Here is a 14,806-nt window from a genome sequence, read left to right on the forward strand (position 1 = left end):
TGGTGCTTTCGTGGATGTAACTGCTCTGTAATTGGAAGATGCAAACAACACAAAATTCTATTGCAATGCAACAACCGGGGATTTGTGTTGGGTTGAATTTTTGACCTTTGCGCTCAGGTGCCAGCCTGCTGTCAGCTCAGTTCGTTACGGTAATGGTGCGTGTCTGTGAGGTACAAACCGCGGCGTAACTCCATCGGAACATCGTTGTAGGTGTAAGCGATGCGCTCTACGCTGAGCAAGGGGGTGCCGGTGGTTACTCGCAGCAAAGCGGCTTGGTCTGCGTCGGGCAAAACGGCCCGAATTTTCTCTTCGGCGCGCACCATGCGCACGCCAAAATCAATTTCAAACATGGCGTAAGTAGGGCCTTGGTAGTTCGCCATCTGCTCGCCCGTCAGGCCCTTGAAGGCATGGCCTGGCAGCCAGATGTCTTCCAAAATGGTAGGAACCCCGGCAAACGACAAAATGCGCTTGGCCTGTATCACGGCGTCGCCACTGCGCAGCGCCAAGGTCCGCGCAATTTCGGCAGAGGCGCGCACCCTGCGGCAGTCGATGATGTTGCGCTGGGCAGGGCCCTCTACGCTGGCATCGCCGGTGTCGGGCAGTAGCTTCAGAAATCGGTACTGCACATGCTGCTCGGCATGCGTTGCCACAAAAGTGCCTTTGCCCTGGCGGCGCATGACCAGATTTTCAGCGGCCAGCTCATCAATGGCCTTGCGGACGGTGCCTTGGCTTACGCGAAAGCGCGCCGCCAGTTCCATCTCGCTGGGGATGGCTTCGCCGGGCTTCCACTCGCCTTGCTGCAGGCTTTGCAGGATGAGCCCTTTGATTTGCTGGTACAGCGGGCTGAACGCAGGCGTGGACAGTCCGGTGGCGCTTTGCGGCGTGGCGGGATTGTCGGCGGCGAACGGGAGCGAAGACATGGCGCTGGTCGTGGGTGCTGTGGGGCAGGATGGCAATTTGAAGCTGCGCAATCATATCTTATATAAGACATAAGACAAATTGACCGAGGCCATGAAACAGGGGTAAACTCCAAGGCTGTTTGCGGGGCACGGGCTGCTGGTAACAGGCGCTGGTGCTTGCGTTGCACCTTTACCTGTTTTTGTCACTTCCTGGAGTTTTCACCATGAGCAAGAAGCCCGTCCGTGTTGCCGTTACAGGCGCCGCTGGTCAAATCGGTTACGCACTGCTGTTCCGCATCGCCTCTGGCGAAATGCTCGGCAAGGACCAGCCCGTCATCCTGCAACTGCTGGAAGTGCCGGCCGAAGGCCCCCAAAAGGCGCTCAAGGGCGTGATGATGGAACTGGACGATTGCGCATTCCCTCTGCTGGTGGGCATGACCGCCCACAGCGACCCCATGACTGCATTCAAGGATGCTGACTACGCTTTGCTGGTTGGCTCGCGCCCACGCGGCCCTGGCATGGAACGTGCCGAACTGCTGGCCGTCAACGGTGCCATCTTCACCGCACAAGGCAAGGCCCTGAATGCCGTGGCTTCGCGCAACGTGAAGGTGCTCGTGGTGGGGAACCCCGCCAACACCAACGCATACATCGCCATGAAGTCGGCCCCTGATCTGCCACGCAAGAACTTCACGGCCATGCTGCGCCTGGACCACAACCGCGCTGCCAGCCAGATCGCTGCCAAGACCGGCAAGGCTGTGGCTGACATCGAAAAGCTGACCGTCTGGGGCAACCACTCGCCCACGATGTATGCCGACTACCGTTTTGCCACCATCAACGGCGAAAGCGTTGCCAAGACCATCAACGACCAAGAGTGGAACGCCAACACCTTCTTGCCTACCGTGGGCAAGCGTGGTGCCGCCATCATTGAAGCCCGCGGCCTGTCTTCGGCTGCTTCGGCTGCCAATGCGGCCATCGACCACATGCGCGACTGGGCCCTGGGCACCAATGGCAAGTGGGTCACCATGGGTATTCCTTCGGACGGCCAATACGGCATTCCCAAGGACACGATGTTCGGCTTCCCTGTGACTTGCGAAAACGGTGAGTACAAGGTCGTTGAAGGTCTGGAAATTGATGCCTTCTCGCAAGAGCGCATCAACATCACGCTGGCTGAGCTGCAAGGCGAGCAAGACGGCGTCAAGCACCTGCTGTAAATCTGCCTGTGGTACCCGTGCCTGCCCCTTCTGAGTCCTCGGGTCTTGCGACCTCCGCTGCCCCAGCGGGCGGGGCAGGGCGGGCACAGGTGCATCCTCGCACCCTGCTGTTGGGTGCGCAGGCGCAAACGGGCTTATTGCCCGTTTGCGACCACTACAGCGGGGTTGAAGCGCGTATGCGCAAAAGCCTGCAGATGCAGGCCGAACTGACCCAAGAATTTGGCACCTGCGTGGTGGACGTCACCCTCGATTGCGAGGATGGCGCGCCGGTAGGGCTTGAGGCTGAGCATGCCCGCCTGGTGGGTGGGTTGGCTGCGCAAGCCCCTGCGGGCGCCCGTGTTGCGGCCCGGGTGCATGCAGCCAGTCACCCCGCTTTTGCCAATGATGTGGCCACCATTGTGGATTTGGCGGGTGATCGCCTGTGCCATGTGATGTTGCCCAAGGTCGAGTCCATTGACGATGTGTTGGCGGTGGACCGGGCGCTGGAGCGCGCAGGCGCCGCAGGCCTTCCTTTGCACGCACTGATCGAATCCCCCTTGGCCGTAAAGCATGCTTTTGACATTGCGGCCCACCCTCGGGTACAGAGCCTCAGCTTTGGCTTGATGGACTTTGTATCGGCCCACGGTGGCGCGATCCCTGCCCATGCCATGACATCACGGGGGCAGTTTGCCCATCCGCTGGTGGTGCGCGCCAAGCTTGAAATTGCCGCTGCTTGCCATGCCTATGGCAAAGTCCCTTCGCATTGCGTAGTGACCGAGTTCACCGACCCCGCCGCCATGCAGGCTGCCGCCACACAGGCATCGCAGGAGCTGGGCTACACCCGCATGTGGAGCATTCACCCGTCGCAGATTCGGCCCATCTTGCGTGCTTTCGCGCCCGCCATGGATGAGGTGCAGACGGCATCGCAGATTTTGTTGGCGGCTGAAACCGCGCAGTGGGCACCCATCAGCCATGGCGGGGTGTTGCATGACCGGGCCAGCTACCGTTTTTACTGGCAATTGCTGGAGCGCGCGCACCGCACAGGTGTGTCGCTGCCTCCCGCCGTCAGTCACTGGTTTGATGCTTGCGCATTGAACTCTTCTTTATAGCCTGACATTCCACAGGACCCACGACGCCATGAAAACTCTGATCGCTTCTGCAGTCATGCTGCTTGCTCCCGCATGGGTGATGGCGCAGGCCACTACGGCGGCCCAGCCCGCTTCCAAGACCGCATCCGCCAAGCAGGATGCGCCGGCAAAGGCCAAGCCAGCCCCTGCCGCCAAGGCCAGTGGCAATGCCAGTGCGCCCGCCAACAAGACCACGGTCGCCAAGGCACAGCAAACCAGCAGCCGCACCCAGCTCAAGAGCGCTGCCAACCAGGTAGCGACCGGCATCATTGCCGCAGAGGCCGCCCTGTCACCTGAAGAACTGGCCATTGCCGAGCGCGTGCATGTGGGCCGTATCCCCTGCGAATTGGGTGCTGTGGTCAATATCTCTGCAGACGCCGCCACGCCGGGTTATTTCCACGTGGAAGGCAAAGGCTTCAAGTACCGCATGACGCCAGTGGCTACCAGCACGGGGGCCGTGCGTCTGGAAGACCAGAAGGCCGGTGCTGTGTGGCTGCAGATTGCCAACAAGTCCATGCTGATGAACCAGAAGCTGGGCCAGCGCATGGCTGACGAATGCATGAGCCCTGAGCAGGTCGTGGTGGCCGAAGCCATCAAGAAGACTCCGCCACCCAGCGTGTTCGACGCGCCCAAGGGCAGCAAGTAAATCATCCGGGCAGTGCCTCTTGCCGTCTGGTTTGCCAGCACAAGACACTGCCTTAAAAACGTCGGTGCCGATTGCCTGAAAGGGCAGGCGCGCCATCGCCCCACTTTAGAAAACAACCGGAGAAAACCATGTTGAAAGCCTACCGTGACCACGTAGCCGAGCGCGCCGCCCTGGGCATTCCCCCGCTGCCCCTGGAAGCCAAGCAGGTTGCTGAACTGATCGAGCTGATCAAAAACCCACCTGCCGGTGAAGATGCCTTTTTGCTCGATTTGCTGACCCACCGCGTACCGCCCGGCGTGGACGATGCTGCCAAAGTCAAGGCCAGCTTTTTGGCCGCTGTGGCTCATGGTGACATCAAGGTAGGCCTGATCTCCAAGGCCAAGGCCACTGAGTTGCTGGGCACCATGGTCGGCGGCTACAACGTGCACCCGCTGATTGAATTGCTGGACGACGCCGAAGTGGCGGGTGTGGCCGCAGAGGGCCTGAAGAAGACCCTGCTGATGTTCGACTTCTTCAACGATGTCGCGACCAAGGCCAAGGCTGGCAATGCCAAGGCGCAGGAAGTCATCAAGAGCTGGGCCGATGCCGAGTGGTTCACCACCCGCCCTGAAGTCGAAAAGAAGATCACCGTCACCGTGTTCAAGGTACCCGGTGAAACCAACACCGACGACCTGTCGCCCGCCCCAGACGCCTGGAGCCGCCCCGACATCCCGCTGCATTACCTGGCCATGCTCAAGAACACCCGCGAAGGCGCGGCGTTCAAGCCTGAAGAAGATGGCAAGCGCGGTCCGATGCAGTTCATCGAAGACCTCAAGAAGAAGGGCCACCTCGTGGCCTATGTGGGCGACGTGGTGGGCACGGGCTCCAGCCGCAAGTCGGCTACCAACAGCGTGATCTGGGCCACGGGCCAAGACATTCCGTTTGTGCCCAACAAGCGCTTTGGTGGCGTGACGCTGGGTGGCAAGATCGCCCCCATCTTCTTCAACACGCAAGAAGACTCTGGCTCCTTGCCCATCGAAGTGGATGTGTCCAAGCTCGAAATGGGCGACGTGGTCGACATCCTTCCCTACGACGGCAAGATCGTGAAGAACGGCGAGACCGTGGTGGAGTTCAAGCTCAAGAGTGACGTGCTGTTTGACGAAGTGCGCGCTGGCGGCCGTATCAACCTGATCATCGGGCGTTCGCTGACCGCCAAGGCCCGCGAATTCCTGGGCCTGCCCGTTTCCGCACTGTTCCGCCTGCCAACCGCGCCTGTGGCCACAACCGCAGGCTTCACGCTGGCGCAGAAGATGGTGGGCCGTGCCGTGGGCTTGCCAGAAGGCCAAGGCGTGCGCCCCGGCACGTACTGCGAACCCAAGATGACCACCGTGGGCTCGCAAGACACCACCGGCCCCATGACCCGCGACGAGCTGAAGGACTTGGCCTGCCTGGGCTTCTCGGCCGATCTGGTCATGCAATCGTTCTGCCACACCGCGGCTTACCCCAAGCCTGTGGATGTGAAGACCCACCGCGAACTGCCTGCGTTCATCAGCAACCGTGGCGGCGTGGCCCTACGCCCTGGTGATGGCGTGATCCACAGCTGGCTCAACCGCCTGCTGTTGCCTGACACGGTCGGCACTGGTGGCGACTCGCACACCCGCTTCCCCATCGGCATTTCGTTCCCCGCTGGCTCCGGTCTGGTGGCGTTTGGTGCTGCAACGGGCGTGATGCCTCTGGACATGCCCGAATCGGTGCTGGTGCGTTTCAAGGGCGAAATGCAGCCTGGCGTGACGCTGCGCGACCTCGTGCACGCCATTCCTCTGTATGCCATCAAGGCGGGTCTGCTCACGGTGGCCAAGGCTGGCAAGAAGAACGTCTTCTCCGGCCGCATCCTTGAAATCGAAGGCCTGCCAGACCTGAAGGTTGAGCAAGCGTTTGAACTGTCTGACGCTTCTGCAGAGCGTTCTGCTGCCGGTTGCACCATCAAGCTCAACCCAGCGCCCGTCAAGGAATACCTCACCAGCAACGTCGTGCTGATGAAGAACATGATTGCCGACGGCTACGCCGATGCACGCACACTGCAGCGCCGTATCGAAAAGGTGGAAGCCTGGTTGGCCAACCCCAACCTGCTCGAAGCCGACAAGGATGCCGAATACGCGGCCGTCATCGAGATCGATCTGGCCGACATCAAGGAACCCATCCTGTGCTGCCCGAACGACCCTGATGATGCCAAGACCCTGTCGGATGTGGCTGGCACCAAGATCGACGAAGCCTTCATCGGTTCTTGCATGACCAACATCGGCCACTTCCGCGCTGCAGCCAAGCTGCTCGGCGGCAGCCGTGACATCCCCGTCAAGCTGTGGGTGGCACCACCGACCAAGATGGACGAAAGCGAGCTGATCAAGGAAGGCCACTACGCCAACTTTGGCGCCGCCGGTGCCCGTACCGAAATGCCAGGCTGCTCGCTGTGCATGGGCAACCAGGCCCAGGTGCGCGAAGGTGCCACGGTGGTGTCTACCTCCACCCGTAACTTCCCCAACCGCCTGGGCAAGAACACCAACGTGTTCCTGGCCTCGGCTGAGCTGGCCGCCATCGCGTCCAAGCTGGGCAAGATCCCCACGGTGGCCGAGTACCACGACGCCATGGGCATCGTGAACAAGGATGGTGCTTCGATCTACAAGTACCTGAACTTCGACCAGATCGAAGAGTACGCAGAAACCGCCAAGGGCGTGACCGCCTGATCCTTGCGTTCTTTGCGCAACACAAGCGGCCCTTCGGGGCCGCTTTTTTTTGCCCTGCCTTGGTTGTCATGCAGCTGTCATGAATTCGTCACTATGCTGGAGCCCAAAACAAGACATCCATAACAACAACAAAAAGGAGGCAAGCATGGACAACACAATGGGACGAGGGGTTTTGCTGGTTTTCTGCGCCATCTTTGCAGTGGCGTTTGGTGCCGGGGGGTACTGGGCAGGGCTGCGGCCTTTGGCTGAGACCGCGTCGGCGGCATGGGCTGTGCGCCAATGGCAGCCCGTGCCAGCCCAGGTGCTGGATGTGCAACTGAAGCAGCACGCGGGTAGCGAAGGCGGCACCACCTACCAGGTGCTGGCCCGGTACCGCTACACGGTGGCTGGGCAAGCTTACGAAGGGCAACGCGTGGGGTTGGACCTGCGCCCAGGCGCAGACAACGTGGGCGACTGGCAGGCGCAGTGGCACCGCACCCTGCGCCAGGCGCAGGAGCGGGGTGAACCCGTCACCGCCTGGGTCAATCCACAGGCTCCGGCCCAGGCACTGCTGGACCGAAGCATCCGCTGGCGGCTGCAAATTTTTCGACTTCCGTTTGCCCTGGTGTTCACCGGCGTCGGTGTGACGGCCGCATGGATGTTCCTGCGCATCTTGTTGCGCCCCAAGGAAGATGCGCAGGACCTTGAGCCGCGCCATTCCTTGGCCAAGGGGCAGGGGGCGTTGTGGTTCTTCGCGGTGTTTTGGTGTGGCATTGCTTTCCCCATGGCTGCTCTGTTCTGGTCGGATGGCAAGGCGCCGTGGTGGGGCAAGGGCTTCATGGGCATCTTTGTGGTGATCGGCGTGGGGCTGGTGGTGGCTGCTTGGCAGCACAGCCGCAAGGCCTGGCGCTACCAAGGCATGGGCATGACGGCCTTGCCATCACGGCCCACGGCGGGGCGGCCGGTCGAAATCACGCTGGTGTTGCCTGTGCGGGCCGTCCAGCAGGCGGGGGCCGAAAGCCTGCGCATGCAACTGGCGCAATACCGTGTGGACGAGTCCAGCTCGGGATCGCCCGAGCGCCGGGTGGAGGTGCTGGAGGCCACGGCGCGGCGCCAGCCGACGGGCGAGGGCGGCATGCGCCTGGTCGCGCGTTTTGAGCTGCCTGAGGATGCCCCCACCCATGGTGCGCGGCGCGGTGGTGAGCGGGTGGACTGGCGGCTGGAGCTGGTACGCGCTGAGGGCACGTTGGAACTGGCATATGACCTGCCGGTAGAGGCCGCAGCACCTTCGTGGTCTGAGCCCGCATCCGCGCCAGACCGCTTTGACCGGCGGGCACAGTGGACGCAAGAAGTCCCCATCGGGCCACCAGCCTTTGGGCAAGATGTCGCCCCTCCGGCCTTGGGTTCATTGGGCATGCTGGAGCCCGATGCGCTCCCGCGCTTTCTTCCCCCGGACATGCGTTTGACGGAGACAGCGGATGCCTGGTCGCTCGCGTTCGAGCAGACTGCGTGGCGCTGGTCTGCGGCTGTGGCGCTGGCTTTGCTGGCGCTGGAGTGGTGGGTGAACGACCGCATCCAGCCTGGCGCCCTGGTGCTGCCGAGCGGCTTTTGGGGCTGGTTGGCTTGGTTGGTTTTGCCTGCCTGGGCGTTGCATGCCGCCACCCGGCGGTGGACGCTGCGGGTGCAAGACGATGGCCTGGTGGTGCATCGCGGCTCTTGGGTGTGGTCTCGCGTTGCGTCGTTGCCGGGCGAATCCAGCCAGGCGCTGGTGCACAAGCTGCAGTTCACGGCTGGGACTCAGGCCTACCATGCGGTGTTGGGCAAGGATGCGTCAGGGCATCTGCAAAAGCTGACCCCGGGGCTGAACGGCACCGCCGCAGCGCAAGCCGTGGGCCAGGCGGTGGCCAGTGCCTGGCTGGACCGGCGGGGGCGCTTCACGCCGGGGGCGCAGCGGCCCCAGGTGGCTGCACATTCACGCCCAGCCTGGGGTGGCTGGGTTTGGCTCTTGGCCTTTGGGATGCTCGTGTGGTGGGCTTATGGCGGGCGCTCGGTGGTGGGCGCGGGGCGGCATGCTGTGTCGCAAGGCCCCGCCACGGTGGCGTCCTCGCGCATTTGGGCGCCTGCGGATGCCCGCTTGATGGATGCCCAGAATGCGGGCGATGCCAGCGCGCTGGTGCAGGCATTGCGCGATGGCGCCAACCCCAATTTGCTCGCGGACACGGGTTCCTCCGTGTTGATGCTGGCCGCCCATCGTGGGCAACTGGCACATGTCGAGGCGCTGCTGCAGGCCGGGGCCCAGCCCGATCTGCGGCAGATGGCCAAAGACAGTGAGCGCGGCGACACCGCCCTGCTGCGGGCTTTTTATGGTGGCCATCTGGCGGTGGCGCAACGCCTGGTGCAGGCGGGGGCCAGCCTGCAGGCACGCAACCGCTGGGACTGGGGCCCCGTGCACATGGCCGCGCAAAGCGGCTGCGTGCCTTGCCTCGATTGGCTGAAAGAACAAGGGCAATCCTTGACCGAACCAGCCCCCGCCAGCCGGGGCGAGACACCGGCCATGCTGGCGGCCGCCAAAGGCCACATCCCCGTGCTGCAATGGCTGGATCAGCAGCGTGTAGACCTGTGGGGCCGCGACCCGCATGGCAAGAATGTGCTGGATTGGGCGCGGTTTCGGCAGCAGCAGGAGACGGAGCAGTGGTTGTTGAAACGCCAGCCTGCGGGAACGTGAGCGTTGTTTCTTTCCGTGCCTCGTAGGCTTGCGGTTTGCTATTGAATTTATAGCTTGTTGCGCTTTGTCTGTAAGCGTTAGAGGCGATTTTTCATATGAATCTCAAACTTCGAGCGTGCTCTTTGCCGCCAGAGCGTGCAGGGTCTGCGCCGTGGCCTCGTCTCCAGGAAAAAACGTCTCCAGCGCCAGCTCTTGCAAGGTGATATCGGTGGGCGAGCCAAACACCGTGGTGGTGCTGATCAGGTTCAGCACGCCCCAGGGGGACTGGATGAGAAAAGGCATCAACACCCCCAGATGCTCTCCCGCCAAGTGGTGGGCTTGCTCGTCTGGCTGGCCGGGGTAACTTTGCAACTCGGTGAGCAGGGTTTGCAGTGAGGCGTCAAAGGTGTTGTGCAGTTGCTGCTGTAGGCGTGCAAACAGGTGCTCGCGCCATTGGTTCAGATTGACGATGCGCGGTGCCAACCCCTGGGGGTGCAGGCTCACCCGCAGCAGGTTGACGGGGGCTTGCAGCAGGGAAGGGTCCACCCCTTCGAGCAAGGGTTGCACCATGCGGTTGGCCAGCACCATGTTCCAGTGCCGGTCAAACGCCACGGCGGGCCAGGGGGCGTGGCGGTCGAGCAGGTGTTGCACGGCCTGGCGAGCGGCATGCATCGACGGGTCGTCGAGCGGCTGCTGGCGGTACATGGGGGCATAGCCCGCTGCGACCAGCCAAGCGTTGCGATCACGCAGGGGGACGGCCAAGCGCTCGCACAGGCGCAGCACCAGCTCGCGGCTGGGGCTGGCCTTGCCGGTCTCTACGCAGCTCAGATGGCGTGGCGAAAGGGCTGCGTCATCGGCCAGCTCCTGCTGGCTCAGGCGCCTTCGCAGGCGCCACTGGCGCAGGTGGTCGCCCACGGCCATCCGCCGGGTCGCGGCGAATGGGGCGGCGTTGGAAGGGTGTGTGTCGGATGCCATGGCCGTGATTGTGAGCAGGTTCGCTCCGCCATACCACCCCAAATGCCTGCGGTCTCATGACCTCCCAGGTCATCGACGCCATGACCGATGCTGCGGAACATGGGGCTCCTACTACTTGGTTCACAGGAGTCTCTTATGTTCACGATTCGTTCTTCTACCCTGCGCCGCGTGTTGTGGTTGGATGCCGCCTCTGGCTTGGGTATGTGCCTGAGCCATGGGCTGGGCAGTGCGCTCATCGCTCCGTGGATGGGTATCCCGGCCTACGTGTTGCAACTGGCTGCGCTGATCGTGCTTTCGGCTGCTTCGCTGGCGGCCTGGTTGGCATCGCGCCCGCAGTTGCCATCCACGGGTGTGCGCTTTCTGGCGCTTGGCAACTTTGCCTGGGTGGCTGCCAGTGCCTGGCTCGTCTGGGGTTCTGGCATGGCCCTGACCCCACTGGGGCAGGGTTGGGTCGTGTTGCAGGGGCTGGTGGTATTGGTGCTCGCCGAGTTGGAGTGTGCGGGTTCTAGCGTGTCCACGCCTCGCGCTGCGGTGTGATCTGTGTACAGGGGGGCTCTGGAATGGCTGAGGCCCCGCTTTCCACCCGGTCACGTGGTGACCGGGTGGGCGCGGTTGGAGAGTACAGGCTGTTTCTCAGTCCTGTGGCCGGAACCCGATTTCCAGCGACGAGGGGACGCGCCCATCTATGTCGCGCGGCAGTGTTTCGGTCTTGTCCAGCGCACGCAGCACGGCGTCATCCCAGGCCTTGTTGCCGCTGGACTGGATCAGCTTCTTGCCGACGATGGTGCCATCGGGGGCCGCACGCACTTCCACCACCGCGCGCGGGTTGCCCGAAATGGCATCGGGGTACACGATGTTGGGCTTGACCTTGGCCGCGACCTTGCCACCGTAGCTGCCCGATGGGCCTGAGGACACCTTGTCGCTACCCTTCGCGTTCTCACCGCCGGTGGCACCGGCCAGGCCTTGCATGCGGCGCAAGTTGGCTTCGCGCTGGGCCGCCATCTCTTTGGCCTGGGCGTCGGCGCGGCGCTTCGCATCGGCTTCTGATTTGCGCTTGGCATCCGACTCCGCCTCGGCCTTGCGTTTGGCGTCCGCTTCTTCCGCCTTGCGTTTTTCGTCGGCCTGCTTTTTCAGCTCGGCACGCTTTTGCTCGGCCTGCTTTTCTTTCAGCTCGCGCTCCTTGCGCTCTTGCTCCAGGCGTTCCTTCTTTTCCGTTTCCAGCTTTTCGCGGCGGTCGCGTTCACGTTTGTCGCGCTCTTGCTGCTCTGCGCGCTCGCGCTTTTCCTGCTCCAGCCGCTTCTTCTCGCGTTCGATGGCGATGTCTGCCTCGCGCGTGTCAGGCTTGTCCTGCGCGCGGGGCGGTGGGGGCGGCGGTGGAGGAGGGGGCGCAGGCACCGGCCTTGGAGGGGGCTCTGGCGGCGATGGTGGCTCGGGGGGCTGCGGCGGTGTGTTGTCTGCCGGGGCAGCCTGCTGCGGAACGGCGGACCACAACTCGGCTTCCACCGCCGGTTGGTCTACCGTGGTCTTCCAGTTCACGCCCAAGGTCAGGGCGCCCATCAGTGCGGCGTGCACCAGCACGGCCATGGCCACTGCGCGCAGGCGCCCTGGTGGCCGGGGGGGCGAAAACTGATCGCGGTCGTCTTGAGCGTGCATGGAGGATGGGGGCAGCAATGGGTTCAACCGCCTTGCTTGACGGACAGGCCAACACGTTGAACCCCCGCCTTTTGCAGGGCATCCATGGCCTTGACCACCGCTTCGTACTGAACGCCCTTGTCGGCGCTGATGATCACGGCGGTGTCCTTGCTCTGGTCTTTTTGCCAGCGCAGGGCCGCGTCGCCCACTTCGCGCTGGGTCACGGTGCGGGTGGCCTCGGGGGTTTTGAGCTGCAGCGATCCGTCCTTGTTCACGATGACCTGCGCCACCACCTTGGGCACGTTCTTGCCCTTGCCCACGCTGGGCACATCGATCATGCCGGGGGTGAGCATGGGGGCTGTCACCATGAAGATGATGAGCAGCACCAGCATCACGTCGATGAACGGCACCATGTTGATTTCATTGATGGTGCGACGGCCTTTGCCGCGAGACGCCATGGCGGGCATGCGGGCTCCTTAATGGCCAGAGGCCGATTGCGAAGGCTGTGCGCCCAGGTTGCGCTGCAGGATGTTGGAGAACTCTTCAATGAAGGTCTCCAGGTGCGTGGACACGCGGTCAATGTCGCGCGCAAAGCGGTTGTAGGCAATCACGGCAGGAATGGCAGAAAACAACCCGATGGCCGTGGCTACCAGCGCTTCGGCAATGCCGGGGGCCACGGTGGCCAGGGTGACCTGCTCCATGCCCGCAAAGCCTGTGAAGGCGTGCATGATGCCCCACACGGTGCCAAACAGGCCCACATACGGCGACACAGAGCCGACCGACGCCAGGAAGGACAGGCTGGATTCGACCACATCCATCTCGCGCTGCATGCTGGCGCGCATGGCGCGGCGGGCGCCGTCCAGCAGGGTGCCTGCGTCGGTGATGCGGCGCTCGCGCAGTTTTTGGTATTCGCGCATGCCGCTGGCAAAAATACGCTCCATGGGGCCTGCGTTCTTGGCGTTTTGCGCGGCGCTGGCGAACAAATCGTTCAGGCTGGTGCCCGACCAGAAGTCGCGCTCAAAGTCTTCGTTCAGCGACTTCACGCGCTTGAGCGCAATCAGCTTGCGAAAGATGGCGGCCCAGCTGGCGATCGACACGGTCAGCAGCAGCAACATCACCAGCTGCACCACCCAGCTGGCCTGCAGCACCAGGTTCAAGATGGACATGTTTTGATGGTTCATGAAAGTTGTTCCAGAAGGGTGCTCGGTATTCTTGCGGGGCGCATCGTTGCGGCGTCCACCCAGCCTATGCGGATGGTGCCTTCGCTCAGTAACGTGGGCTTGGCTTCGGTCATGTGCTCTGGTTTCAGGAGCGCTTGCTGCAATATTGTCAGCGATGCACGCCCCTTGTCTTGCAGGCTGGCGGTAACAATGAGTTCATCGTCCAGCCGCGCGGGCCGCAAGTAACGCAGCTGCGCGTCGGTTACGACAAACATGCCGCCGGTTTGTTCCCGCAATGTGTGCTGACCAATGCCCAAAGAACGCAGCCACTCGGTGCGGGCGCGTTCAAAAAACTTGAGATAGTTGGCATAGAACACGATGCCTCCGGCATCGGTGTCTTCCCAATAGATGCGGATCGGAAACTCAAAGGCCATGTGTGTGGATCCCACCCGCCTTAGGTCAGCAAGGTGCGCAGGCGCGCCACCGACTCTTGCAGCTGCGCCATGGAGTTGGCCGTGGAAAAGCGCACAAAGCGCTCGGGTTCGTGGCTGCCAAAGTCGCGCCCTGGGGTGATGGCAACGTGTGCGCGGCGCATCACCTCAAACGCGAAATCCCAGCTCCCAGTCACGCCCAGGCGCTGCGCCGCATCGGTGCAGTCGGCCCACGCATAGAAGGCGCCGTCGGGCATCACCGGCACTTGCAAGCCCAGTGATTGCAGCGCAGGGATGAAGTAGTCGCGCCGGGCCTTGAACTCGGCGCGGCGGCGCTCGTACTCGGCAATGCTCTCGGCCTCAAAGCAGGCCAGCGCCGCCATTTGCGAGACGGTGCTGGCGCAGATGAACAGGTTTTGCGCCAGCCGCTCCACCACGGGCACCATGGCCTCGGGCACCACCATCCAGCCCAGGCGCCAGCCGGTCATGTTGAAGTATTTGCTGAAGCTGTTGATGCTGATGATGTTCTCGCCGATGGCGAGGGCCGTGTGGCCAAACTCTTCTTCATACGACAGGCCCAGGTAGATCTCATCGATCATCGTGATGCCGCCATGGCCCTGCACCACCTCGTGGATGCGCCGCAACTCGCCCGGCGCAATCGAGGTGCCGGTGGGGTTGGAGGGCGATGCCAGCAGGACACCACGGGTTTTTTCGGTCCAGGCCGCGCGCACCTTGTCGCTGCTGAGCTGGTAGCGCTCTGCCGCCGTGGTGGGCAGCAGCACGGCCTTGCCCTCTGCCGCGCTCACAAAGTGGCGGTTGCAGGGGTAGCTGGGATCGGGCATGAGGATCTCGTCCCCTTTCTCGATCAGTGCCAGGCAGGCCAGGTGCAGCGCTGCCGATGCCCCGGCCGTCACCACGATGCGGCGGGCTGGCACCTGCACCCCAAAGCGGCTTTGGTACCAGCCGCTGATGCGCTCGCGCAGGGCGTCCAGGCCCAGGGCGTTGGTGTATTGCGTGGCGCCATCGCGCACGGCCTTGGCGGCTGCCTCTTGCACCAGGGGCGGGGCGGTGAAGTCGGGCTCGCCAATGTTCAGGAAGATCATGGGCTCGCGCGTGCCGGCCACTTCGCGGGCCAGGGCCTGTGCGGCCTTGGCCACTTCCATCACGTAAAACGGTTCGATCTGCTCTGCGCGGGAGGAAAACTTCATGGGGAGAGGTCCTGCGGCCCGCGCGGACGCGGGTGGGGCTCAAAAAAAGGGCGGGGCGGCGGGCTGTCGCCAGCCCAGTGCAGCGTGTGTGGCCACGCCTGCTTGGGCGTCGCCCGTTGTGTGAGGGGTCCTGCG

13 protein-coding genes are annotated in these 14,806 nt (G+C 63.2%); 6 read left to right on the forward strand and 7 right to left on the reverse strand.

Features of this window, described 5'->3' with window-relative positions; translation table 11 throughout:
* Positions 1–131 precede the first annotated feature (131 nt).
* The gene (locus CLU86_RS05290; protein ID WP_099655167.1) at positions 132–920 is read right to left on the reverse strand and encodes a GntR family transcriptional regulator; all 789 of its coding nucleotides are present in this window, start codon (positions 918–920) and stop codon (positions 132–134) included.
* A 203-nt stretch (positions 921–1,123) separates the two neighbouring features.
* On the opposite strand from CLU86_RS05290, the gene CLU86_RS05295 reads away from it, so the two are divergent.
* From CLU86_RS05295 to CLU86_RS05315, 5 genes are all read left to right on the forward strand, one after another.
* Entirely contained in the window at positions 1,124–2,110 is a 987-nt protein-coding gene (locus tag CLU86_RS05295) for a malate dehydrogenase (RefSeq protein WP_099655168.1), read from the forward strand.
* A gap of 176 nt (positions 2,111–2,286) precedes the next feature.
* Positions 2,287–3,198, forward strand: coding sequence for a CoA ester lyase (locus tag CLU86_RS05300; protein ID WP_233194815.1), 912 nt, complete (start codon positions 2,287–2,289; stop codon positions 3,196–3,198).
* Positions 3,199–3,226: 28 nt separating this feature from the next.
* Positions 3,227–3,862: a hypothetical protein gene (locus CLU86_RS05305; RefSeq protein WP_099655169.1), complete on the forward strand. Its 636-nt coding sequence runs from the start codon at positions 3,227–3,229 to the stop codon at positions 3,860–3,862.
* 128 nt (positions 3,863–3,990) lie between these two features.
* Positions 3,991–6,582 carry a bifunctional aconitate hydratase 2/2-methylisocitrate dehydratase gene (acnB, locus tag CLU86_RS05310; protein WP_099655170.1) on the forward strand — a complete coding sequence of 864 codons (2,592 nt, stop codon included), beginning with the start codon at positions 3,991–3,993 and terminating at the stop codon, positions 6,580–6,582.
* A gap of 145 nt (positions 6,583–6,727) precedes the next feature.
* A complete protein-coding gene (locus CLU86_RS05315; protein ID WP_233194816.1) occupies positions 6,728–9,286 on the forward strand; it encodes an ankyrin repeat domain-containing protein in 2,559 nt (852 codons plus the stop codon).
* Positions 9,287–9,388: 102 nt separating this feature from the next.
* Here CLU86_RS05315 and CLU86_RS05320 read toward each other — a convergent pair whose 3' ends face one another.
* The gene (locus tag CLU86_RS05320) at positions 9,389–10,240 is read right to left on the reverse strand and encodes a helix-turn-helix domain-containing protein (RefSeq protein WP_369803806.1); all 852 of its coding nucleotides are present in this window, start codon (positions 10,238–10,240) and stop codon (positions 9,389–9,391) included.
* Positions 10,241–10,375: 135 nt separating this feature from the next.
* Between CLU86_RS05320 and CLU86_RS05325 the strand changes: the two genes are divergently transcribed.
* Positions 10,376–10,777, forward strand: coding sequence for a hypothetical protein (locus CLU86_RS05325; protein ID WP_099740896.1), 402 nt, complete (start codon positions 10,376–10,378; stop codon positions 10,775–10,777).
* Between the two features lie 96 nt (positions 10,778–10,873).
* Here the strand turns inward: CLU86_RS05325 and tolA are convergent, their stop codons facing one another.
* The 5 genes from tolA to CLU86_RS05350 are packed head-to-tail and all read right to left on the reverse strand — an operon-like array spanning position 10,874 to position 14,671.
* Positions 10,874–11,893 (reverse strand): cell envelope integrity protein TolA, encoded by a 1,020-nt coding sequence (tolA, locus tag CLU86_RS05330; RefSeq protein WP_099740897.1) that lies wholly within the window; start codon positions 11,891–11,893, stop codon positions 10,874–10,876.
* A gap of 23 nt (positions 11,894–11,916) precedes the next feature.
* Positions 11,917–12,339 carry a biopolymer transporter ExbD gene (locus CLU86_RS05335; protein WP_099655176.1) on the reverse strand — a complete coding sequence of 141 codons (423 nt, stop codon included), beginning with the start codon at positions 12,337–12,339 and terminating at the stop codon, positions 11,917–11,919.
* Positions 12,340–12,348: 9 nt separating this feature from the next.
* On the reverse strand, positions 12,349–13,053 hold the full coding sequence (tolQ, locus tag CLU86_RS05340) for a protein TolQ (RefSeq protein WP_099655177.1): 705 nt from the start codon (positions 13,051–13,053) through the stop codon (positions 12,349–12,351).
* Positions 13,050–13,466 carry a tol-pal system-associated acyl-CoA thioesterase gene (gene ybgC / locus CLU86_RS05345; RefSeq protein ID WP_099740898.1) on the reverse strand — a complete coding sequence of 139 codons (417 nt, stop codon included), beginning with the start codon at positions 13,464–13,466 and terminating at the stop codon, positions 13,050–13,052. Before ybgC ends, tolQ begins: the two co-directional genes overlap by 4 nt.
* A gap of 20 nt (positions 13,467–13,486) precedes the next feature.
* A complete protein-coding gene (locus CLU86_RS05350; RefSeq protein ID WP_099740899.1) occupies positions 13,487–14,671 on the reverse strand; it encodes a pyridoxal phosphate-dependent aminotransferase in 1,185 nt (394 codons plus the stop codon).
* Between the last annotated feature and the right edge of the window lie 135 nt (positions 14,672–14,806).

It is taken from the genome of Acidovorax sp. 62 (assembly GCF_002754495.1).
GTDB lineage: Bacteria > Pseudomonadota > Gammaproteobacteria > Burkholderiales > Burkholderiaceae_C > Acidovorax.